General features: G+C 41.0%; 25 protein-coding genes and 1 tRNA gene. 23 read left to right on the plus strand and 3 right to left on the minus strand.

Annotated features, from left to right (window positions below):
- Window positions 1-67: 67 nt before the first annotated feature.
- The 15 genes from H5159_RS15070 to H5159_RS15140 are packed head-to-tail and all read left to right on the plus strand — an operon-like array spanning window position 68 to window position 12,911.
- Window positions 68-1,312, plus strand: coding sequence for a phage major capsid protein (locus tag H5159_RS15070; RefSeq protein WP_182780558.1), 1,245 nt, complete (start codon window positions 68-70; stop codon window positions 1,310-1,312).
- A gap of 56 nt (window positions 1,313-1,368) precedes the next feature.
- Window positions 1,369-1,623: a hypothetical protein gene (locus H5159_RS15075; protein WP_182780559.1), complete on the plus strand. Its 255-nt coding sequence runs from the start codon at window positions 1,369-1,371 to the stop codon at window positions 1,621-1,623.
- A 5-nt stretch (window positions 1,624-1,628) separates the two neighbouring features.
- A complete protein-coding gene (locus H5159_RS15080) occupies window positions 1,629-2,237 on the plus strand; it encodes a hypothetical protein (RefSeq protein WP_182780560.1) in 609 nt (202 codons plus the stop codon).
- Window positions 2,234-2,563, plus strand: a complete 330-nt coding sequence (locus tag H5159_RS15085) for a phage head closure protein (RefSeq protein ID WP_182780561.1) — start codon at window positions 2,234-2,236, stop codon at window positions 2,561-2,563. Before H5159_RS15080 ends, H5159_RS15085 begins: the two co-directional genes overlap by 4 nt.
- Window positions 2,556-3,062 carry an HK97-gp10 family putative phage morphogenesis protein gene (locus H5159_RS15090; protein ID WP_182780562.1) on the plus strand — a complete coding sequence of 169 codons (507 nt, stop codon included), beginning with the start codon at window positions 2,556-2,558 and terminating at the stop codon, window positions 3,060-3,062. Before H5159_RS15085 ends, H5159_RS15090 begins: the two co-directional genes overlap by 8 nt.
- Complete coding sequence (locus tag H5159_RS15095; RefSeq protein ID WP_182780563.1) at window positions 3,059-3,457, plus strand: hypothetical protein; 399 nt, start codon at window positions 3,059-3,061, stop codon at window positions 3,455-3,457. Before H5159_RS15090 ends, H5159_RS15095 begins: the two co-directional genes overlap by 4 nt.
- Window position 3,458: 1 nt before the next feature.
- Window positions 3,459-3,917 (plus strand): hypothetical protein, encoded by a 459-nt coding sequence (locus H5159_RS15100; protein ID WP_182780564.1) that lies wholly within the window; start codon window positions 3,459-3,461, stop codon window positions 3,915-3,917.
- 8 nt (window positions 3,918-3,925) lie between these two features.
- Entirely contained in the window at window positions 3,926-4,261 is a 336-nt protein-coding gene (locus H5159_RS15105) for a hypothetical protein (RefSeq protein WP_016899811.1), read from the plus strand.
- 44 nt (window positions 4,262-4,305) lie between these two features.
- Window positions 4,306-4,500 (plus strand): hypothetical protein, encoded by a 195-nt coding sequence (locus H5159_RS15110; protein WP_016899812.1) that lies wholly within the window; start codon window positions 4,306-4,308, stop codon window positions 4,498-4,500.
- Between the two features lies 1 nt (window position 4,501).
- Window positions 4,502-6,625 (plus strand): hypothetical protein, encoded by a 2,124-nt coding sequence (locus tag H5159_RS15115; RefSeq protein ID WP_182780565.1) that lies wholly within the window; start codon window positions 4,502-4,504, stop codon window positions 6,623-6,625.
- A 2-nt stretch (window positions 6,626-6,627) separates the two neighbouring features.
- Window positions 6,628-7,092 (plus strand): hypothetical protein, encoded by a 465-nt coding sequence (locus H5159_RS15120; RefSeq protein ID WP_182780566.1) that lies wholly within the window; start codon window positions 6,628-6,630, stop codon window positions 7,090-7,092.
- A 4-nt stretch (window positions 7,093-7,096) separates the two neighbouring features.
- Entirely contained in the window at window positions 7,097-9,508 is a 2,412-nt protein-coding gene (locus H5159_RS15125; RefSeq protein ID WP_182780567.1) for a sialate O-acetylesterase, read from the plus strand.
- Between the two features lie 4 nt (window positions 9,509-9,512).
- On the plus strand, window positions 9,513-10,004 hold the full coding sequence (locus H5159_RS15130; RefSeq protein ID WP_182780568.1) for a DUF1833 family protein: 492 nt from the start codon (window positions 9,513-9,515) through the stop codon (window positions 10,002-10,004).
- 2 nt (window positions 10,005-10,006) lie between these two features.
- Window positions 10,007-10,402: a hypothetical protein gene (locus tag H5159_RS15135; protein ID WP_182780569.1), complete on the plus strand. Its 396-nt coding sequence runs from the start codon at window positions 10,007-10,009 to the stop codon at window positions 10,400-10,402.
- Window positions 10,386-12,911 (plus strand): host specificity factor TipJ family phage tail protein, encoded by a 2,526-nt coding sequence (locus tag H5159_RS15140; protein WP_182780570.1) that lies wholly within the window; start codon window positions 10,386-10,388, stop codon window positions 12,909-12,911. Before H5159_RS15135 ends, H5159_RS15140 begins: the two co-directional genes overlap by 17 nt.
- Window positions 12,912-12,928: 17 nt before the next feature.
- On the opposite strand, the gene H5159_RS15145 is transcribed toward H5159_RS15140, so the two are convergent.
- The 3 genes from H5159_RS15145 to H5159_RS15155 all read right to left on the minus strand — a co-directional run bounded on the left by H5159_RS15145 (window position 12,929) and on the right by H5159_RS15155 (window position 14,140).
- Window positions 12,929-13,090 (minus strand): hypothetical protein, encoded by a 162-nt coding sequence (locus H5159_RS15145; RefSeq protein WP_182780571.1) that lies wholly within the window; start codon window positions 13,088-13,090, stop codon window positions 12,929-12,931.
- Between the two features lie 238 nt (window positions 13,091-13,328).
- Window positions 13,329-13,405, minus strand: a tRNA-Pro gene (locus H5159_RS15150).
- A gap of 111 nt (window positions 13,406-13,516) precedes the next feature.
- Window positions 13,517-14,140, minus strand: coding sequence for an arylesterase (locus H5159_RS15155; RefSeq protein WP_182780572.1), 624 nt, complete (start codon window positions 14,138-14,140; stop codon window positions 13,517-13,519).
- Here H5159_RS15155 and H5159_RS15160 point away from each other — a divergent pair, their 5' ends adjacent.
- From H5159_RS15160 to tolA, 8 genes are all read left to right on the plus strand, one after another.
- Entirely contained in the window at window positions 14,141-14,854 is a 714-nt protein-coding gene (locus H5159_RS15160) for an ABC transporter ATP-binding protein (RefSeq protein WP_154903889.1), read from the plus strand.
- Complete coding sequence (locus H5159_RS15165; protein ID WP_182780573.1) at window positions 14,844-17,345, plus strand: ABC transporter permease; 2,502 nt, start codon at window positions 14,844-14,846, stop codon at window positions 17,343-17,345. Before H5159_RS15160 ends, H5159_RS15165 begins: the two co-directional genes overlap by 11 nt.
- A 130-nt stretch (window positions 17,346-17,475) precedes the next feature.
- Window positions 17,476-18,000 (plus strand): crossover junction endodeoxyribonuclease RuvC, encoded by a 525-nt coding sequence (ruvC, locus tag H5159_RS15170; protein ID WP_002960649.1) that lies wholly within the window; start codon window positions 17,476-17,478, stop codon window positions 17,998-18,000.
- A gap of 2 nt (window positions 18,001-18,002) precedes the next feature.
- The gene (gene ruvA / locus H5159_RS15175) at window positions 18,003-18,620 is read left to right on the plus strand and encodes a Holliday junction branch migration protein RuvA (RefSeq protein WP_002960647.1); all 618 of its coding nucleotides are present in this window, start codon (window positions 18,003-18,005) and stop codon (window positions 18,618-18,620) included.
- Window positions 18,621-18,627: 7 nt separating this feature from the next.
- Complete coding sequence (gene ruvB / locus H5159_RS15180; protein ID WP_002960645.1) at window positions 18,628-19,635, plus strand: Holliday junction branch migration DNA helicase RuvB; 1,008 nt, start codon at window positions 18,628-18,630, stop codon at window positions 19,633-19,635.
- 964 nt (window positions 19,636-20,599) lie between these two features.
- Window positions 20,600-21,304, plus strand: a complete 705-nt coding sequence (tolQ, locus tag H5159_RS15185) for a protein TolQ (protein WP_002960643.1) — start codon at window positions 20,600-20,602, stop codon at window positions 21,302-21,304.
- Complete coding sequence (gene tolR / locus H5159_RS15190) at window positions 21,291-21,719, plus strand: protein TolR (RefSeq protein ID WP_002960641.1); 429 nt, start codon at window positions 21,291-21,293, stop codon at window positions 21,717-21,719. The genes tolQ and tolR overlap by 14 nt, the downstream gene beginning before the upstream one ends.
- Window positions 21,720-21,723: 4 nt before the next feature.
- On the plus strand, window positions 21,724-22,119 hold a 396-nt coding region (gene tolA / locus H5159_RS15195), incomplete at its 3' end, for a cell envelope integrity protein TolA (protein WP_182780574.1).

The following is a 22,119-nucleotide window of genomic DNA, read 5'->3' on the forward strand; positions in this document are numbered from 1 at the left end:
CCGCTGGCACCACTACTAAAGCACCTACGGGTGCTTTTTTTGTACTTAAAATTGAGGAAATTGAAATATGTCTATCCAACAAAAGCGTGAGCAGCGAAAAGGTTTAGCTGTAACCCTAAACCAATTAGTAACGGATCACCCAAAAGACCAGGCTTGGGGCGAAGACAAGCAAAAGCAGTACGATGACCTAGTTAATAAAATAGATGCACTAGATGGCGATTTAGACCGCCAACAAAAAGTGCTCGACTTACAAGCTAAGTCAAAGCAAACCATTCAAGACCGCGCTGATAATAACGGTATTTCTACTGATGAAGCAGAGCACCAACTTCACCAAGAGAAAGCCGCTTATGCATCTTGGTTACGCGGTGGTATGTCGGCGCTCAATGAAGAACAACGCAGCGCAGTTCAAGCCCGTATCGACAGCCCTAAAAACACTATGAGTACAGGGCAAGGTTCAGAAGGTGGCTATTTAACGGCTGATGAAATTGCCCCAGGCATTTCACAAGCGCTTAAAGCGTATGGCGGCATGCGTGAGCTTGCAACCGTAGTACCTACAGCAACCGGCTCTACAATTCCTTGGCCTACGGCTAACGCAACGGCTGAGCAAGGCGAATGGTTAGCAGAAAATGGCACAGCAGATGATGAAGATACTTCATTTGGTGTTCGTAACATTGATACGCACATGATCAGCTCTAAAGTGATTGCGGTACCGTTCCAATTATTGCAAGACACTCAGTTTGACCTAGAAGGTTACATTAATGGTCAAATTGGTATGCGTATTGGGCGCACCTCGGAAGATAGCTTTATTAATGGTGATGGCACAGGCAAACCACACGGTATTTTAGCTGATACCACGGCGGGTAAAGTAGGCGCTTCAGGCCAAATTGCTACCGTTACGTATGATGACTTGGTTGATTTACAACACAGCGTAGACCCTGCGTATCGCCGAAGTATGCAATGCGGTTATATGATGAACGACGCCACAATTAAAGTAGTTAAAAAACTTAAAGACCTGCAAGGCCGCCCGCTTTGGTTACCGGGTATGGAAGCCTCAGAGCCTAATACTATTTTAGGTAAAGCATATGCAACTAACCAACATATTCCAACCATGGCGGCTAACGCAAAGTCGGTTTTATTTGGTGATTTTTCTAAATACATTGTGCGTGATGTATCGCAAATGTTGTTCTTCCGCTTTACCGATAGTGCATATAGCCGCAAGGGCCAAGTCGGTTTCTTAGCGTTTATGCGCACTGGTGGCCGCTGCATTGATGTAGGTGGTGCTGTTAAGTACTACCAAAATGCAGCTGCTTAATTGATGCTCCAATTGCCCCTGTAAAGGGGCTTTTTTATTTAACTAAGGATTTTACCATGGCAGCTAAAAAGCTAATTACTGCACGTGTACTGGTTGCATGTGTGATTGCTGATCAATCTTTTGAGCCAAACGCACTTGTAAAAGGTGATGCCGAGTTACTTGAACCACTTATTAAAGTAGGTGAGTTATCAAGTGACAAAGCAGCGGTTGATTACTGTAGCAAAGAGCTAGAAGTTGAAGTTGTTGACCTTAATGCGACTGATAAAGCCGCAGAGAGTGAAACTGACGAAAATACTGACGGCAAAGAGTAATCATAATGAAAATGCTCCGAAAGTTAATACAGGCACCAAGCATAGAGCCATTCACAGCTGACGAACTAGCAGTACATGCCCATGCTGATGATGATCACCATGATTATTTGCAAAGTTTGGTGCCTCGTGCGCGTAAACGTTTTGAACAACGTAGTGGCAGGTTATTAGTAGAGCAAACATGGCAGTTTGCACTGCCCAAGTTTTGCAACGAAATTCACTTGCCTTACGCGCCGCTTCGGAGCATTAACTCAATTAAATATATTAACAACTTAGGTCAGTTAGTCACAATCGACCCAAATGAATACCGTGTAATTGAACATGGTTTAACCGCTACTATTACCCCTAAACTAGGCGGGCACTGGCCAGCGGTAGGTTTTAAAGTTGCTGATGCCGTACAAATAGAATGTGTATTTGGTCATGCTGCGGTTGATAACAATGCAATTGATGTAACAACCTTACTAGACCAGGATAAATACAACCTAGCAAAACAAGCTATTTTAGTTTTAATTGCAGATTGGTTTCGTAACCGCGAAGACACAGCACCCGTCAAACTTTACGATATGCCTAATGCATTTAAGGCCATTGCTGACGAACTGGCGGTTGAACTATTATGAAATCGCTCCCAGCTGCTAACTACAATTGCAAAGCCAGCTTTGGTGAAGGTGTAAAGTCAAATGACGGCTATAACACAAACAGCCATGCGCATGAATTTTACCGTTGGGTAAACATACAAACGGGGGCCGCTAAAGAGTTTGAGCAAAGCGGCCAATTAATGGGCGAAATTACTCACACAATTTCGTGCCGTTTCAGCAATAAAATAACCCCAACACATCAAATCGTTTATAAGCAACGCGTGTTTGAAATCATTGGTACACCCGTTAATCAAGACTTTGCAAACGTATTAACTATTATCGCGGTTAAGGAGATAACACATGCTTGATACAGGTATTGATATTTCTGGCCTTAAACAAATGGAAAAAGCACTGCTTGATATAGCCAAAGAAGTGGGGGCAAAAAAGGCCACCGGCATGATGACCAGCGCGATAAAACAAGGCGCTATTAAATACCAGCAAGGTATGCAGCGCAACGCGCCAGAATCAGACATAGTTCGTAAGGTTAAAACCAAGCGCGGCCAAAAAGTAGAGATTCGCCCTGGCTTTTTAAGATCGCGCATTCAAGTAAAAGCCAGCACTAATCGACAAGGGCGTCAAACCCGCCGCTTTGGCAAAGGGGTTGTATCGCTAGTACGTGTAGGTGTGTTTAAAGTGCCTTACATTGTGCAAGTTGAATACGGTACTAACAACCAGCAGGCAGACCCATTTATTCGCCAAGCATTCAAAAAGCGTACTAATCAAGCTGTTGTTGTCATAAACAGAAATTTAGCCAAGCGCATAAAGCTTGCTGAACGTCGCATTGCTAAAAAGAACAAACAAAAATGATAGAAAACAGCATACGCACAAGAGCACTCGCGTCATCAGCGCTTAGCGCCTTAATTGGCAATAACCTGCACTTTACTGTTAACCATAACTCAGATGATAACTATGTATTGCTTAGTGTGATTACTGATGACACACCAATAGAAATTCACATGGAAGACAATCAAAGCGAAGCACTCATTCAGTTTGACTGTTACAGCAAACTACCTGCTACGGCCAAAGCCATAGCCAAAGAGCTTGCTAACATTTTTAACAAACAAGGCTTTGTTGATAATGACATAAACGTGCAACTTGCATTAAAGCAAGGCCGCATACCCGACTTTGAAACCGGCTCGCATTTATACCGCGAGTCATACGAATATATTTTTAAATACCACACCATAAATAACGAGGTTTAAAATGCCAGTCACTCCAGTAACTACACCAGCCGCAGATACGGTTGATTCACATAAGTCTACACTGCAATTTTGTACTACGGGTGTAGGTGAAGTCGACGCTATTTTGCCAGGACTCGACATCATCCCACAAATTAACTCAGGCAAAGTGTATGAAGACGATACCGACATTGCAGCGGCGAGACGCTCATACAGTGAGAAATGCCTACCTGAGGACCAAGATTGGGAGCTTAGCTTTCGCCATAAACCAGCCAATGTAGACCAAAAAGCGTTTTGCGATATGGTAAAGGCCGGCACACCAATCAGTATTAAAGTAACTCGCGCCAGCGGCGAAGTACAAGATGTTGAATTTTTACCACATGACTACTTTAGTGGTGAATCGGGTAAAGATTCAGGTAAACAAATGTTTGCATGTATTGGCAAGCTACAAGAAGTTGACTTCTCAACGCTACCAGCAGCTTAGGGGGTTAAATGATTACAGCAGCCCAAATAATGGCGGGGAAGTTACCAACCTCTTCCCGTGAGTTTGACATTGAAGGCGTGGGTAAAATTGTATTACACCGACTGCCGGCAATGGATGAAGTAAAAGCCCGTGAGTTATTTAGCGATAAAGACGCCGACCCTAAAAAGCTAGAGAAAATGGCGCAGCGCAATACTTACTACATGCTGCATGGCAAGTTTGACGATAAAGAAGCCGCTAAACTGCCTAATCTTATTGATATGCAGCAGCTGGGTATGATCCACACCACTGGGTTATTTTTCACTAACCTTGCTCAAGAGAACCTTGAGGCGATTGAAAAAAACTAAAACAGCAACCTGAGCTACAAGCGCTCTGTAACCTAGCAGATAGCTTGGGTTGCTCACTCTACGACCTTCATAAACGCTTATCAGCTGACGAACTGGAACTGCGCTTAGTCCACCAAGGCCTAAAAATGGGCCTAACATTCGACAGAAGCGAACAACGAAAAATTGAATACGAGCAAAAACGCCGAGAAGCCGAAGCGTTTTTAAATACCTGTCCTTGGCGTAAACAAAAGAGAAATTAACATGGCATCAATTGCAACGCTCACTATCGATTTAATCGGTAAAAGTGGCAAGCTAACTGCTGAGCTCAATAAAGCCAATAAAAAAACCTCATCGTGGGCAGATAAAACCCGAAAATTAGTAGGCGGTAGCGCTAAAGTTATGGCGGGGTTTGGTGCGGCAGGGGTTGCCGCGTATGCCTCAATTTATGCTAAAAACGCAGAGTTTATTGATCAACAAGCCAAAACAGCAGACCGACTAGGCATTACCACACAGGCGTTAGGTGGCTTGCAGCATGCCGCTAATTTATATGGTGCTTCTAACGAAGAGCTAAATAAATCACTGCAAACCATGCAAAAAAACCTTGGCCAAGTTGGGCAAATAGGCACCGGTGAAGCTAAATATGCGCTTGATGGTTTAGGTTTATCTGTCCAAGAGTTGCAAGGACTCGCACCAGAAGAGCAATTTAAACTGATTGCCGACAAACTAAAAAGCGTTGAAGACCAAAGCCAAAAGGTTTACCTAGCACAAAGCTTAATGGGTAAGTCGGGCGCTAAGATGATCAACGTGATGGACGCTGGCGCTGATGGCATAACCGCCATGATGCAAGAAGCCGATGCTCTGGGTATGACGTTCGATCGCATTGATGCCGCTAAAGTCGAAATGGCGAACGATGCATTCGACAAAGCTCAAAAAACCACACACAGTTTTGGCCAAACACTAGCCATAGAAACAGCGCCTATTATTGGCGCTATTTCAGATATGTGGACCGAATCAGCAAAAGAAGCCGGTGGTTTTGGTTCTATTGCTCAGCAAGTAGTTACTAAAGTAGCCACAGGTATTGGTTTTTTAGGTGATATGGGCCGTGGTTTACAAGTTGTTTTTTTGCTTTTAAGGCAAGGTGTTGCTGAACTTGCAAATGTAGCAGTACAAAATTTTGCAAATATTGCCAGGGCTATAAACCCAATGCTTGAAGCGCTCGATATGGAGTCTTCAGGTTTAAAGGAGCTTGAATCATTTGGCGATTCATTTTCAGCTACAACTGACAAACTAGGGAAGGAACTTAGTGACTTGTCAATGGCGCCTATGCCATCAGAGAAAATTAAAACATGGATTGCTGAAGTACAAGACAAGTTTCAAGCCGCAGCCGAAGAGCAAGTAAACAATCCCAAAAAGAAAGATCTTAGTGAGTTACTTGTAAACACGGACCCTAAAGCAGCGAATGAAAAAGCGCAAAAGCTTATTGAATCAGCCCGTAACCAATATCAACAAATATTTGATGCTCAGTTAGCGCAAGACGGCAAAGAAGTCGAGCTCGAGAACCGCCGCTTTGAACGTAAACAGCAAGAAATGGAACGCGAGTTTCAGTTACTGCGTGATAAAAACCTCATCACAGCTGAAATAGAAGCTGAATATACCACCGCAAAAGAGCAAGCACTCGCACAACATGAGCAAAATATAAGCCTGATTAAGCAAGAGCAGCTTACCACTCGGGAAGAAAAAGAACGCGAGCACCAAGAAAAGCTAGCCGAAGGTGAAACGCAGCGAAACCAAATGATGCAAGAAGGCTATAACGGCTTGCTTAATGTAATGAGCGGTTACTTTGATGGTATGGAAGGTAAAAACGCCAGCTATGCCAAATCAGCCATGGCCATTGGCGAAACCATGCTTGATGAAGAAAAGCGAAATTCAATGCAAAGTATTTGGACTAATACTTATGACACCGCAATGAAAGCTTATGGTGCGCTCGCTGACATCCCCTATGTTGGGCCTGTTCTAGGTGCAGCTGCTGCAGGTGTCGTTATAGCAGCAGGTGGTCTTTATGCTGCAAAAGTGGGTGGTTTAGCCTCTTTCGATGGTGGTGGTTATACATGGGATGGCCCACGAAGCGGTGGTCTAGATGGCAAAGGCGGCCAGTTGGCCATGCTACATCCTCAAGAAACCGTTGTTGATCACACAAAAGGGCAAGGCTTGGGCTCTAGTGTCACAGTAAATGTGATTGAAGATGTCAACCGTGCAGGTTCACAAAGTCGAAGTCAGCTTAATGGCGAAGATGTCATAAACATATTTGTAAGTAATATCCGCCAAGGTGGCGATGCATCCTCTGCGCTTGAAAACACCTATGGCTTACAACGGCAGGGGGTATAAACGTGCTAGTAAAATACCCGAAAGATTTAAAACTCCCACTCGTTTCAAGCCACCGTTTATCACAAAACTCTAATTTATTACGCACAGATATGGCAAGCGGCCGCGCTCGCCAGCGAAAGCGTTTTCAGTCAGTACCCACCACCATGGGCGCAACCTGGAAGCTTAATAAATACCAAGCACAAATACTCGAAGGGTTTGTAACACACGGTGTTAAAGAAGCGGTTAATTGGTTTTTAATGCCAGTTCGCACTCCACAAGGGCTGATAGAACATGAAGTGCGTTTCATTAACAGCCCCTTAGAGTCATGTACCTACAACGGTGGCTTTTGGAACTACAGCGCGAATATCGAGGTTAAAAAACGACAAGTGGTGAGCGAGGAAGCAACAGCCAACCGCTTGCTTGAACCAAACACAATTGAACAATTTGTAAATGGCGTTTCAGACGCTTTAAACACTTACCAGGAATAATGATATGAGCAATTTTTTTAGTTTAGTAACCGAGCTTGAGACGTTGTTAGAGCAGTTGAATACAATATTAGCTGGCTCAGAAAGTGAAACTGTTGAAGTGAATGGCGTAACTAAAGACAGTATTTCAAAAGCAATTAAAGACCACTTCTCTGCTATCCAAGCTATGGTTAAGGGTCACTTAACGTATGCAACTAAAGCTGAAATGGATGCTGCAGGAGCCCCGCTTAATGGAGAGCTTGCTGAAGTTTGGAATGACAGTACTGGTGAGAACAATGGACTTTACGGCTGGAACGGTACTTGGATTAAATCACCATACACAATTCAAAATATAATAGACCAAGCTAATACGACAACTCCTGTTACGGGAAAAGCCGTTGCGGATAAGGTTAATGGTTTTAGATCAGGTTATATCCATTCACTATCAGGTAACATAAGTATAGATACCGAAAACAAAACAATAAGCAGTGATGGCCAAGTATATGTTGTTTATCTTAATGAATATTATGCGGTTGATGCCTTTGAATCTAAACCATACATAGATGGTGGAAATTCTAGTTCAATTCATTATCTGGTATATACTGGGTCGACCATAGAGATCGTTTTCTTTAGTAGAATTACAGAATACGATTTAAACACTGTTGTATTACTAGGAGTTCTAGGGAGGGAACCAGTAATAAACGGTGATGTTATTTTTAATGGGGAATTAAGGTCTGCAAACGGTACAGTAAATAAGGCAGAGAGCACAGGTCATACTGAGAAAAGTGTTGTAGTTCCACTTTATGGTTACTTAAGTATTGATACAGTCAATAAAACGATATTAAATACTGGGGATTTTTTGGTTGCTGTAAAAAATTCAGAAGGTCTCAGCTATATTCGAATATCAGAAGGTGATATTAACAAACCTTGGGATAACGGCGTTGGTAGTGAATCAGCGTTAAAATACATATTGTTTAATAAGAAAACTAAAGATTTTGCGGTTGTCTATTATGGTAATGCAGATGCTTACAGTGACTACAATTTAATCGGAACAATCAATAAATTCCAAGAGCGCTGGATCGTAAATGCAGACGGAATATTATTAGTCGATGGTATTGAGTACGGTAACAATAAAAGAGATACAACCACTGCAAGTAAGGTAATTAAGCAATATGGACCATCTTTAATTGGCGCATTAGATTACCAAGGATTTAACACAGACTATTCACATATAATTATGTACGGCCAGTCTCTGTCAATGGGCTGGGATTCAGAGAGCGCGCTTACCACAACAAACTATCCTGGTACATATATGATGGGTGACCGTGTTTGGGTTGAAGATGGAAACAACGGACAGTTAGCATTTAACCCTCTAATATCGACAGTTGCTGGCTTAGTTGGAGAATCGCCAATTGTTGCGGCTACAAACAGCTTTAAACTGTTGTTTGATCGTCATCACAGGGATGGAGGTAAAGTATCTTTCTTAGCTACCAACTGTGGTGATGGAAGTGAGACAATTGAAACGCTCTCCAAAGAATGCACAAACGGCACTAATTTTTATGTTGAGAGATATATAAAAGCTATTAATCGCGCGAAAACAATAGCAAATAATGAAAGTAAATCAATCAGCTGCCCAGCAATAATTTATATGCAAGGTGAGTCAAACTATCAAACTAACAATGGTAAAGGCTTAGTACCTGAAACACATAGCACTTCCGATAAAGATGAATATAAAGCGTTGCTGAATACGCTTAAAAACAATATGCAAGCCGATGTAATGGAAACTTACGGGCAAACTAAAGTGCCATTATTTTATATTTATCAAACAGCGGTAAGTGGCAATAAAGAGCAGACTATTGCTAATGCACAAGCTGAATTTGCAGAAGAAAATGCAGATGTCATAATGCTAAACCCTGTTTATCCTGTAGCAGATCACGGTTTGCATCTAACTTCTAACGGATCTAGGTGGTACGGGGAGTTAATAGGTAAAGCACTTGTGAATAGTCATTTGCATGGTATCTCAGATAATACACTTAAAGCTAAATCGTTAGTCATCGAGGACTACAATGTATATATAGAATGCCGAGTTCCTGTTTCACCAATAGTCATAGATGAATACACAAATAACATCATGGCAGCTAAAGGCTTCACAATTTATAAAGAAGGCTTGCCAATAACAATCGATAGTGTGGAAGTTGTTGGTGGGAATGGTATTAAACTAGAAACCAGCACTAACCTCACAGGGCTTATTGAAGTTGGATACAGAGGTGGGAATATTAGAGATAGCGATAACTGGCAGAGTTTATACCGCTATTTTGATGATTCCAGTTTAAAGCAGCCTCGGTACAATCCTTTAGATGAAGAAGGTAACCCACTGTATAACAAAAATTACCCGTGCCAAAACTGGCTTGAGCATTTCTTTTTATCCATCACAGTGTAATAGTATGAGTACAGTACTTCAAAAAATATACGCCAGCGCCCCAGTCAATGATCTACCAATCCACACATTAGAACTACAAGCTGATTCTTTATGGCAACTTAGAATTTGCGATGGCTTTGATGATGTGACGGCAGGGATTGAAGGGGGCGAAATGGTTACTTTTTTAGCCAGCGGGATGGGGGTTTCGCTCCCAGCCCGCGGGGTAAAAGGGCGGCAAGACTTACAATTTCAAATTGATAATGTCACTGGCGAAGCACTAACGAAAGTAAATCAAGCCATCGATGCGGGTGTGACAATTAAAGTAATCTACCGTGTTTATACGGTAAGTGATTTAACAGAACCTGCAGAGCCGGCGATTGAAATGAAAGCAGTTGATGTACAAGCCACAGCGCTAAGTTTAAATGTAGTTGCCTCATTTAATGACTTGGTAAATAAAGCCTGGCCTAAAAATCGTTACACTCCATCCATTGCCCCAGGGCTCAAATACTTCAGTTAATTATGAACCATATAAATGATTACCTAAGCGTACCTTACGTTGATGGTGGTCGAGATATGGCTGGCCTTGATTGTTGGGGTCAGCCACGTCTTGTGCTGCACAATGTATTTGGTAAACCGCTGTTTAAATCGTTTGGCCATGTAAGGGCCGATGATAAAGCCAATTTAACAAACGCCTACAGTAAGCTGGTTGATCAGTTTAAACCTTGCCAACCTAAAGAGCAGGCGCTTGCGTGTGGGTTTAGAGGGCAAAGTTTAATACACATGGGCTTATGTGTTTTTATGGACGGGCAGTTACACATACTGCATACATCACGTAAAAAAGGCCCATCTATTGTAAAAGTCGCTGACTTTAAGCGGTTATTTTTTGAGGTTAAGTTTTATGAGCACACAGGTTGAAGTTAAGGTTTATCCTAACAAACTTGATCTTGATTTATTCGAATCCTGTATCGGTTTCGTGGGTCAAACATTAGATGATTGGTTAAAGAAAAATGTGCCTGACTATTTTGAGTGTGAACAGCCCTTATTTAGTGTAACCATTAACGATAGTCATTTACTTCCTAGCAAATGGGCGACCTATACTTTTAAATGCAATGACGATATTAAGTTAATTGTTGAAGCTAAAGATCCTGCAACAATTGCTTATGCTGTGATTGCAATTGTAGCCGTAGGTTATGCAGTTTATACAGCCAACCAAATTCCCGATAACTATAACTCAACGACTCCTGACGGCAGTAGTATTTATGATGTAAACACTCAAGGTAACAAACCTCGTTTGATGGGTATTATTCCAGAAGCAGCTGGTCGCCATTTAATTTACCCCGATTACTTAACCATGCCGCGCCGCGAATACATTGATAACGAGCAGTGGCTTTATTTAATGTTAAGTGTCGGCAGTGGTGAGTATGAAATATTGCCTGAAGAGGTGTTTATCGCCAATACACCAGTTAAAAGTTACACAGGTGATGTGTTCTATGAAATATTCGGCCCTGGTGACGATGTAAGTATTCATGAAGCACATCGTAATGTTTATACCTCAAGTGAAGTAGGCTCAACACCAGGTAGTACGGGTATTGAGTTGAAAGGTAAAATAACCAGCACTGGCGGCGAAAATAACACATATAGCTACTCGTTTACTGGTAAGCAGATAATTGCCTTTGAAGAAGAGTATGAACCAGAGATAGGTAATTTCAAACATAGAACGGCTTTACCTTTTGAAGAAGGCGAAATTGTTAAAATTCAATATGCTAACAATCCTGAAAACGATGGTTATTACGAAATAATTGATAAAAACACTCAAGGCAATGAGCTTAAAAAGTTAGATGGGCAATATCAAGAAGATACAACTTGGACGGGCTTTGTAACTGAATCTAACTCTTATGCAAAAGTATTTACTGAAGACGGGGGCGGCGATGGTGAGTTTAATGGACCATTTTTTGCTGTACCGGAAGGAGAAGCAACTGATCAACTATGGTTAGATTTTTCAATGCCTAGGGGATTGGGAGAGTTAGACGATGACGGTAATTTTCAAAATCGGTCAGTTAATATTTTAGTTGAGTATAGAGCCGAAGGTGCGCTTGAATGGCTACAAGCTCCAACTATTTTATTTTCAAATGCAACAAATGACCAACTAGGTGAAACAATACCAATAACCCTACCTGAAAAAATACGGCCTGAAGTCAGAGTAAAGCGCACAACACAAGCAAGTGATGATACCCGTATATATGATGATGTTTATTGGACAGCATTAAAAGCCGAGCTTGAAAGTGCAACAAAGTATGATGGCATGACAACCCTCGCAGTGAGAATACGTGGTACCAATAACTTAGCCGGATCTGCTGAAAACAAATTTAATCTTATTGCCACGCGTGTTTTACCTGTTTTTGAAAATGGCGTATGGAGTGAGCCAAGGCCCACCACAGATATAGCTCCATTTTTTGCACATGTAGTAAAAAGTGCAGGGCATACAGATAGTAAAATAGGTTTAGAGGCAATAGAAGCATTACACGCTATTTGGCATGAAAGGGGAGATGAATTTAATGCAGTATTCGATAGCGAAAGCACCATGTTCGAAGTATTAAAGCGAGTGCTTGCTGTTGGCTTTGCAGAGCCAACCATTGATTATGGCCAAATCACCCCAGTGCGCGACCAAAAGCGAACTATCTACAAACATATGTATCAGCCTGATAATTACATAGGTATGTTAAAGCGCTCTATAAAACTGATAGATGACGACGAACCTGATGGTATAGAGGTGGAATACTTCAGCCCAATTACATGGAAGTCAGAAACTATCCTGTGTTTATTACCAGGTGATTTGGGGATTAATCCAGAAAAAGTAAGAGCATTTGGCATTACAAATCGAGACAAAGCTTATCAATATGGTATGCGTAAGCGCCGTACTCGTCGCTATCGCCGTACACGTTTTGACTTTAAAACAGAAATGGATGCTCTCAATTCACGCTATTTAGACTACTGTGCACTTGCCGACGATATACCAGGCTTTGAACAAACAGGTAGGGTTTTGTTAGTTAATGGCCGCTCAATATTTGTTGATGACGATGGCTTGGACTGGCAAACAGGCGAGGCGCATATATTAGCGCTCAGAAAGCCAGACGGTAAATTATCCGGCCCATACAACGGCACAAAAGGAAGTGCTAATAACGAAGTGATAATTGATGACGACCTAGACTTCACGCCAGTATTTGACGGCTCAATAGAACCACCTTTGTACATGTTTGGTATCAACGAACGTTGGTGCAACGGCGTATTAATTCGCGATATAAAACCATCATCCACAGACCAAGTAAGCGTAACCGCAGAGTTAGACGATGATAGAGTCTATTTAGACGACGATAGCACCGCACCAAGCGAAGAAAATATAGTTATTCCACCCATATATTCTTAATAACAAAAAGCCGCAGATTAGCGGCTTTTTTTTTTCTTGTCCCATCTATTGAACATGCCGTTAAGGACAATGGCAATACCTAACCCTATTAAAAAGCCAATGATGTTACCGTAAATGGTTAGCACAGCGATTAGCGCTATTAAAAATAACGCTACAATAATTTTTAGAACTCCTGACATCGTTTCTCCCTAAATATTTTTTATTATCTAATCATAAACATCGTAATATGCGAATTCAATTTTAGCTACTGCTGAATCTTTATTTGATCTGGCGAATAAATATTTCTTATGCTTGAGAGTGTGTTCTGGGAAGAAAGTAAAAACAAATAATACAAATATAATACAAATATAGTACAAATGAGCTTTTAGAAGTTACATTTTAATTTGGTGTAAGTGCAGGATATTAAAGGGGAAATAATGGTCGGTATGGAGAGATTCGAACTCTCGACCCCTGCCACCCCATGACAGTGCGCTACCAAGCTGCGCTACATACCGACGTTGTTTGCAATAGTACGTGTATTTTTTTAAAAATCAATAAGCGATTGTTTGTTTGGGTGTTTATTACGCAAGAGGCCTAAAAAGGCGCCCTTGCGGTGTATTAATTAGCTAGTCTTTATTTAGCCACTTTTTGATCGAGTCATACATCTTATCTCGTATTAATGGCTGAGCTTTTTTGTTAGGGTGTAAACTATCGTTTTGCATTAGCTCAGGTTGGCTGGCAATATCGAGCATAAAAAAGTTCATTAAATGCGCATTTGTTTCTTCGCTAACGCGCGAAAAAGTGTCAGTAAACATTTTACTGTAACGCGGGCCGTAATTAGGGGGAATGTAAATCTCCATTAAGGCGGTCATCGCATTAGCTGCTTGGCTTTTTTGAATAAGAGACGTTAAGTTAGTTTGCATTTTTTTAACTGGGAAACCACGTAAACCGTCATTAGCACCTAGCTCAATAAGTACATGAGTGGGTTCGTATTGCTCAAGCAATGCATCTAAACGGCGTAGGGCTCCACCAGATGTTTCGCCACTAATACTGGCGTTGATAAGTTCAATGTCGGCTTGTTCGTCATCGTATTTATCTTGTAACAATTTTACCCAGCCTTCTTCTTGTTGAAGTCCGTAGGCTGCGCTTAAACTGTCACCGAGTATTAAAATCGTGTTTTCGGCTGCTGCGCTCAGCGGTTTGATAACTAAAAATAAAATGAATACTAAACGAAGGATTGAATGAGTCATATGTCAGCGCTTTCTCAATTAAATATAATTCAGGTTAATGGTTTGTCTAAAATAGTTTCTACCTTTGAAGGTGAGCTGCCCATCCTCAGCGACATCAGCTTTAATGTCAAGCATGGCGAGTCTGTTGCTATTGTTGGCACGTCGGGCTCTGGTAAATCAACGTTACTCAGTTTATTAGCGGGGCTGGATACCGCAAGCAGCGGCGAAATATTTTTAGATGGTGAACCATTACACAATTTAGATGAAGAAGAGCGTGCTGCACTGCGCGCGGCTAAAATTGGATTTGTGTTTCAATCGTTTATGTTAGTACAAAGCTTAACGGCACTTGAAAACGTTATGCTACCAGCAGAGCTTGCTGGCGAAAGTGATGCGAAAGAGCAAGCAATTGCTTTGCTTGAAAAAGTAGGTTTGAGCCATCGAATTGATCATTACCCGTCGCAACTCTCTGGCGGTGAACAGCAACGTGTCGCTATTGCGCGAGCATTTATTGGTACACCTAAAATACTATTTGCTGATGAGCCTTCGGCTAACTTAGACAGCAAAAACGGTAAAATGATTGAATCCTTATTATTTGATTTAAACACGCAACACGGCACTACGCTTATTTTGGTAACTCACGATGAAGGGCTTGCACAAAAATGTGAGCACATTATTCAAATAGAAGCGGGTTTACTGGTAAAAAGCCAAGTAGAGGACGTTGCTAATGTGGGTTAAGTTAGCGCTTAAGTTATTTTCACGAGAATTTCGCCGTGGTGAGCTCACGGTTATAAGCGCAGCTATCGCCCTTGCTGTTTTAACCGTGCTTACACTGTCGATGGTTACTGAGCGAATAGGGCAAAGTATTGCGCAAAAAAGCAGTGCTTTTATTGCAGCAGACCGTGTACTTGCAAGCGACCATGTTCTGGACACCGCTTTTATTACTCAAGCACATAGCCAAAATTTAAAAACGGCGCAAATGGTGTATTTCGACACTATGTTGTTTGCCGATGATGAAATGCAGTTTAGCTCAGTAAAAGCGGCTTCTAATGCGTACCCGCTAAAAGGGCAGTTAAAAGTTAAAGATACCCTAACCGGTGAAACTAAAGTTGCTAATAGCGGGCCAACGCCGGGTAATGTGTGGCTAAGTGAGTCGGTATTTTACAGTTTAAATATTGATATAGGCGCGCAAGTAGAGCTTGGCGCGGCATTATTTAATGTTTCAAAAGTTATTGTAGAAGAGCCAGACGCGCCATTTAATGTATTTTCAAGTAGCCGTCGTGTGCTTATTAATATTGACGATGTGGCAAAAACCGAAGTTGTGCAGCCGGGTAGTCGTGTTTATTATCGCCAACTTTATGCAGGTAGTGAGGCCGATATAAATAGCTTTTACGAGTGGCTTAAACCACAAATGAAAGAAAACCAACAATGGTATGGCGTTAAAGACCGCCAATCACCCATTTCAAACAGCTTAAACCGCGCAGAGAGCTTTTTATTACTAGCCGGCTTATTAGGTATTATTTTAGCCGCAGTGGCTATAGCTGTTTCAGCAAAACGTTATTGTGAACGCCAATACGACCCAGTAGCGATGATGAAAACGCTAGGCGGTAGCCGCTCAATGATCCGCAAAATATACATGCTCCATTTATTGCTTGTATGTGCAATGGCGGTAAGTATTGGGCTGTTAATTGGTTATGGCTTGCAAGAAATAGCAACAAGTTACTTATCAAAAAGTATGGGCAAAGAGCTGCCTTTAGGTGGCTTTAAACCTTGGCTGGTGGCTATAAGCACCGGCGTAATTTGTGCCGTTATGTTTTCTATTAAACCGTTATTTGATTTATTTGATATTCCACCGCTTAGAGTACTGCGCCGTAACTTAGGTGACAAGTTGGCTGTAAGTCGTGTGCATTTAGGTATGAGTGCGCTAACTGTGTTTTTATTAATGTGGTTATTTAGTAACAACATAAAAATAACGCTTATTTTGTTTATATCAACACTTGCGCTAATTGGTGTGCTGTTTTTAGTATCTAAATTAATATTTGGTGGTGGTCGAAAGCTAGGATTAAAGCCAGGTAATAGTTGGTCGCTTGCAATTGCATCTATCCAAAAGCGTGCAAATGTGAACGCGGTACAGTTAATTAGTTTTTCGTTAGCAATTAAATTACTGCTGTTTTTAGTGGTACTTAAAAACGACATGATATCTGATTGGCAGTCGCAACTTCCAAGCGACGCGCCTAATGCGTTTTTGGTTAATATTACGCAAAATGAGCTTGAGCCAATTAATGAATATTTAGCTCAAAAAGATATTCAGGTATCAGAGTTTTATCCCACTATTCGTGGGCGCGTAAATGCGGTAAACGGCGAGTTGGTAGCACGTTCTGTATCGCTGCAAGACAACGAGAAAAAAGACGAAGAAGCACGTGCAGGTATTGGTCGTGAGCTAAACCTTACATGGCTTAAAGATGTGCCTGACCAAAATGAAGTAACACAAGGCACGTGGTTTGGTGAAAATGCGATGGCTGAGGCTTCAGTAGAGGAGTCGATGCTTGAGCGATTAGATGTTGAGATAGGCGATACGCTTACATTTTTAATTGGTTCGCAGTCGTTCGACGCTAAAATAACCAGTGTGCGCAAAGTAAATTGGGCCACGCTTAAACCTAACTTTTTTATTATTTTAAGCCCTGATGTACTTGCAGATTTTCCGGCGACGTATATTTCGTCGGTACGTATAAATCCAGATCAAAAACGTGACTTTAGCCAGTTATTACGTACTTACCCTACTATTACAGCCATTGATATTGATAACTTTGTTAAGCAAATACAAACTACTATTTCGCAAGTATCGCTCGCCATTGGCTTTGTACTTGCAATTGTTGTGCTGTGTGGCGCGCTTGTACTTATATCGCAAGTGCAAGCTAGTTTAGGTGAGCGTATGCAAGAAATTGTAATACTGCGAACGCTTGGGGCTAAAAGCCGATTAATTAAAAACGCGACCCTGTATGAGTTTTTATTACTAGGCGGTTTAGCTGGTTTAGTGGCTGCATTTTTTAGTGATATAGCGCTTTTGATTGTGCAGCAACAAATGTTTGATTTAGCAGGTAAGTTACACCCACATATATGGATTATTGGTCCGGTAGCTGGCGGCGTATTTGTGGCAGGTTTAGGTTATTTAATGATTGCCCGAACACTTAAACAAAACACCCAAGGATTAGTGCGTGCCCTAGGGTAAGCTTAAACTAACATGTTCCTGTAAATGCCCACCTAGTACGTGGGCATTTTTGTTTTTCTTTGTACTGGTAATTTATACAGTGCTCTGGCATTATTAGCGTAATTTAAAAATAATAACAATGGAGCGCTGTTTGGCCATCATTTTAGGGATCGATCCTGGTTCACGTTTGACCGGATATGGTGTTGTTGCCCATCAAGGTTCTAAATTTACATACTTAGGCAGTGGCTGTATTAAGTTAGCCGATCATCCTTTTCCGGTTAGGCTTAAAATGATCTACCAAGGCATTACACAGCTTATTGAACAGTTTTCGCCAGAAACCTTTGCCATTGAAAAAGTATTTATGGCGCACAACCCCGATTCAGCTTTAAAACTAGGCCAAGCTAGAGGCGCTGCGATTGTGGGCGCTGCGATGGCCGACTTACCCGTATTTGAATACTCAGCTAGGCAAATTAAGCAAGCAGTAGTAGGCAACGGTGGCGCAGATAAAACACAAGTGCAACACATGGTAAAAAATATTTTAAAACTACCCGGTACGCCACAGGCCGATGCAGCTGATGCACTCGCTATTGCGATTTGCCACGCCCACTCAGAACAAAATTTAATTAAACTAGCGGGCAGCGCAAGCAAAACCGTTAGAGGACGTTTAAGGAAATAATTATGATAGGCCGCTTAAATGGTATTTTAGTCGAAAAACAGCCACCAGAAATATTACTCGAAGTAAGTGGTGTAGGTTACGAAGTACAAATGCCAATGACCTGTTTTTACGATTTACCAAAAATTGGTGAAAACGCGATTGTTTACACTCACTTTGTAGTGCGTGAAGATGCTCAACTATTATTTGGTTTTAATAATAAAGTTGAACGTGCATTGTTTAGAGAGCTATTAAAAGCAAATGGCGTAGGGCCAAAACTTGGCTTAGCTATTTTATCGGGCATGTCGGCAAAACAATTTGTAAGTTGTGTAAATAACGAAGACTCAACATCGCTTGTTAAATTACCCGGTGTAGGTAAAAAAACAGCCGAGCGTTTAGTACTCGAAATGAAAGATAGACTAAAAGATTGGGGTAATGATTTATTTACGCCATTTAGCGACAGCGCAGTAATAGAGCCAATGAGCGATGCGACAATAGCTAATAACGCAGCCGATGATGCCGTATCGGCACTGCTTGCATTAGGTTATAAATTGCCACAAGCTCAAAAAGCAGTAAAATCGATAAGCAAACCCGATATGTCTACTGAGGTTCTTATTAGAGAATCTTTAAAATCTATGTTGTGAGTAACCCATGATTGAAGCGGATCGCTTAATTGATGCGACTGAAAAAACAAATGAAGACTCTATAGATCGTGCAATAAGACCAAAACTTTTAGCCGACTACAGAGGCCAGCCTCATGTTAAGCAGCAAATGGAAATTTTTATTGAAGCTGCGCGAACCCGTGGTGAAGCACTCGATCATTTATTAATATTTGGCCCACCTGGGCTTGGTAAAACCACGCTTGCAAATATTGTAGCCAATGAATTACACGTAAGTATTAAAACAACATCAGGCCCTGTACTTGAAAAAGCAGGCGATTTAGCTGCTCTACTTACTAATTTAGAAGAGGGCGACGTACTGTTTATTGATGAAATACACAGGCTAAGCCCGCAAGTTGAAGAAATACTGTATCCCGCAATGGAAGACTACCAGCTTGATATAATGATTGGTGAAGGCCCAGCTGCGCGTTCTATTAAATTAGACTTACCTGCATTTACACTCATTGGTGCAACCACTCGAGCAGGCTCGCTTACATCGCCACTGCGTGACCGTTTTGGAATTGTGCAGCGATTAGAGTTTTATTCTGTAGAAGATTTGTCGCACATAGTAGGGCGCTCTGCACATTATCTTGGTTTAGAAATGTGTGACGATGGCGCTACCGAAATTGCCCAGCGCTCACGCGGCACACCACGTATTGCAAACCGCTTATTACGCCGTGTACGCGATTACACTCAAGTAAAATCTGACGGTACAGTAAACGCCGATGTAGCTAAGCAAGCCCTTGATATGATTGACGTAGATAAAAGTGGTTTTGATTATATGGACCGCAAATATTTACTCGCCATAATCGAAAAATTTATGGGCGGCCCTGTCGGGCTCGACAATGTAGCGGCTGCTATTGGTGAAGAGCGCGAAACAATAGAAGATGTAATAGAGCCATTTTTAATCCAGCAAGGATTTATTCAGCGAACACCACGTGGGCGCATAGTCTCTGATAGTGCATATCATCACTTTGGTTTACTTCCTAAAAAAGACTAGCCTATATACTTTACTTGCTGTGGTTTATTGCGCAGCAGGTAATTGTCTCAGTATCCCTTTGTTTCAAATTATTATACTCAAAACCTCAACACACTGTTGCAAATGTTATTTCAAAATACTAATACGCTTTATAGTTAACTGTTAATTCACAGGGCGTTAAGACTCGCGAGGCTATCCTGCGTACCATTCAAACTAGTAAGCGAATTATTTATTGTAAATTAGGTAGGGCAATTATTAGTTTATAAATAAAATATGTAGCGCACTAAATTGCAGGCAAAAAAAAGCCCGCAAAAAATGCGGGCAAACAACAAGTTGAAGGAAGTAATCCAGGGGAACTACGTTTTACTAAATTTGGTTTTATCCAGAAAGAGTAAAACAATGTAATACGATAAAATATCCTATTACTAAGAACTTGGCTTAATGAAACTATCTCATTCAGTGCGCTAGCTCGGTATGGGGGAATAATACGTAAGTTTACTTTTTTGTTCAAACTAGAAAATTTGTATTTTCAGATTAGAAAAACTAATTTAGTGAATTTTATTGTTGTTTGAATCTTGTGCGTTAATTAATCGTTAAATTTATAAGTTTATGAAATTTATAACTTAAGTAATTTATTTCGTTATAGCTCGGTATTAGTTTTACTATTACGTGGAGGTGAGGCTTATAGGTTTTGAGTGTTTATGCTCTTATTTTGAATAAACGGCGCATTTTATGACGTTTCATGTATATATTTACGCATATTTATAGTTAGCGAGTTTGTTTAAAAGTTTAAATAAAATACTGAGGCAAAGGGAAATGCTAACTAAAGCTGTTTTTTTAACGTTTTTTGTTGCCTATTCATAGCAATACCGTTGTCAGCTTGAAATGGACTAGATACACTAGATGCAACTTTTGGCCGTGTAAGCGGTCATATTTACACAAATTAACCAATTTGCCGTATTTTGAAATTATTTAGGAGTTTAACGTGGGATCAGGGCTTAATTTTTTAGATCTAATTTTAGAAGCAAGTTTGCTTGTTCAATTAGTAATGTTAGGGCTAGTTGCCATGTCTGTAATGTCGTGGACAATTATATTTCAACGTAAAAAAGCAATATCGGATGCGCTAATAAATGCTAAGAAATTTGAGCAAAAGTTTTGGTCGGGTATCGATTTAAGCAAATTATATAACGAGATATCGTCACGCAGCGGTCAGTCTCAAGGCATTGAAGCTTTGTTTACTTCGGGCTTTAAAGAGTTTGCTCGTCATAAAAAGAATACATTTCAAAGTGCGAGTATTGTTATGGAAGGAACGCACCGCTCTATGCGTGTTGCGCTTTCTCGTGAAATTGAGAAAATGGAATCTAGTCTATCGTTTTTAGCAACAGTAGGTTCTATAAGTCCGTACATCGGTTTGTTTGGTACAGTGTGGGGTATAATGAATGCCTTTATTGCACTAGGTGAAGTTAAGCAAGCTACATTACAAATGGTAGCACCAGGTATTGCAGAGGCACTTATTGCGACTGCTATGGGTTTATTTGCGGCGATCCCTGCTGTTATTGCTTATAACCGTTTTTCAAACAGTGTTGAAAAGCTTGAGTCTCACTATATTAACTTTATGGAAGAGTTTGCTAATATTTTACACCGTCAAGCAGCTACACAAATAGAGGCACAAGCGAATGTATCAGCGTAAAAAGCGCCGTCCGGTCGCAGAGATTAATGTAGTACCTTACATTGATGTAATGTTGGTACTACTTATAATATTTATGGCTACAGCACCGCTTATTACGCATGGTGTAAAAGTTGATTTACCTAAAATGGAAGAGTCTGATTTAGTTGATACTAAAGATACTCCGCCTATTATTGCTTCAATAGATGCACAAGGTAAATATTACGTGAGTGTAGGTACTGATCCAGAAGAGCCTATGGAAGCACTGGATGTAGCGGCGGTTATAAAATTACAGCTAATGAAAAACCCTGACGTGCCGGTAATGATTAAAGGCTCGGGTAAGGTGTCGTATCAAGAAGTATTATTACTAATGGATTTTTTGAAAAATGCAGGCGTACCATCAGTAGGATTAATGACTGAATCCTTTGAGGGGAAGTAGCTGTATGAATAGTTCAGTAGTAAAATCAATAGTACTTCATTTAGGGATTGGTGGGTTTTTGTATGCTTCTGCAAATATTCATCCGCCAACACCTAAAGTAATGGAAGTAACGCTTAATTCGGCTATACCTACGCCAGATAAAGCGGTATCAGCCGTTACAGTTGATCAAAAACAAGTTGAGCAAAAAATTGCTGAACTTCAAAAGAAAGAAAAAGATAAAAAAAGTGCTGAAGATAAACGTATCCGTGATTTAGAACGCAGAGCGGCCAATGCACGTAAGCAACGCGAATCAGAAGCACGTAATATTAAAAAGCTAGAGCAAGAGCGTAAAGCTAAAGAGAAAGAAAAAGCGCAAGCCGAGGCAGAAGCTAAAAAAGCACGTGCCATTGAGCAAAGAGAG

Source organism: Pseudoalteromonas sp. SG43-1 (assembly GCF_014164415.1).
Taxonomy (GTDB): Bacteria; Pseudomonadota; Gammaproteobacteria; order Enterobacterales; family Alteromonadaceae; genus Pseudoalteromonas; species Pseudoalteromonas distincta.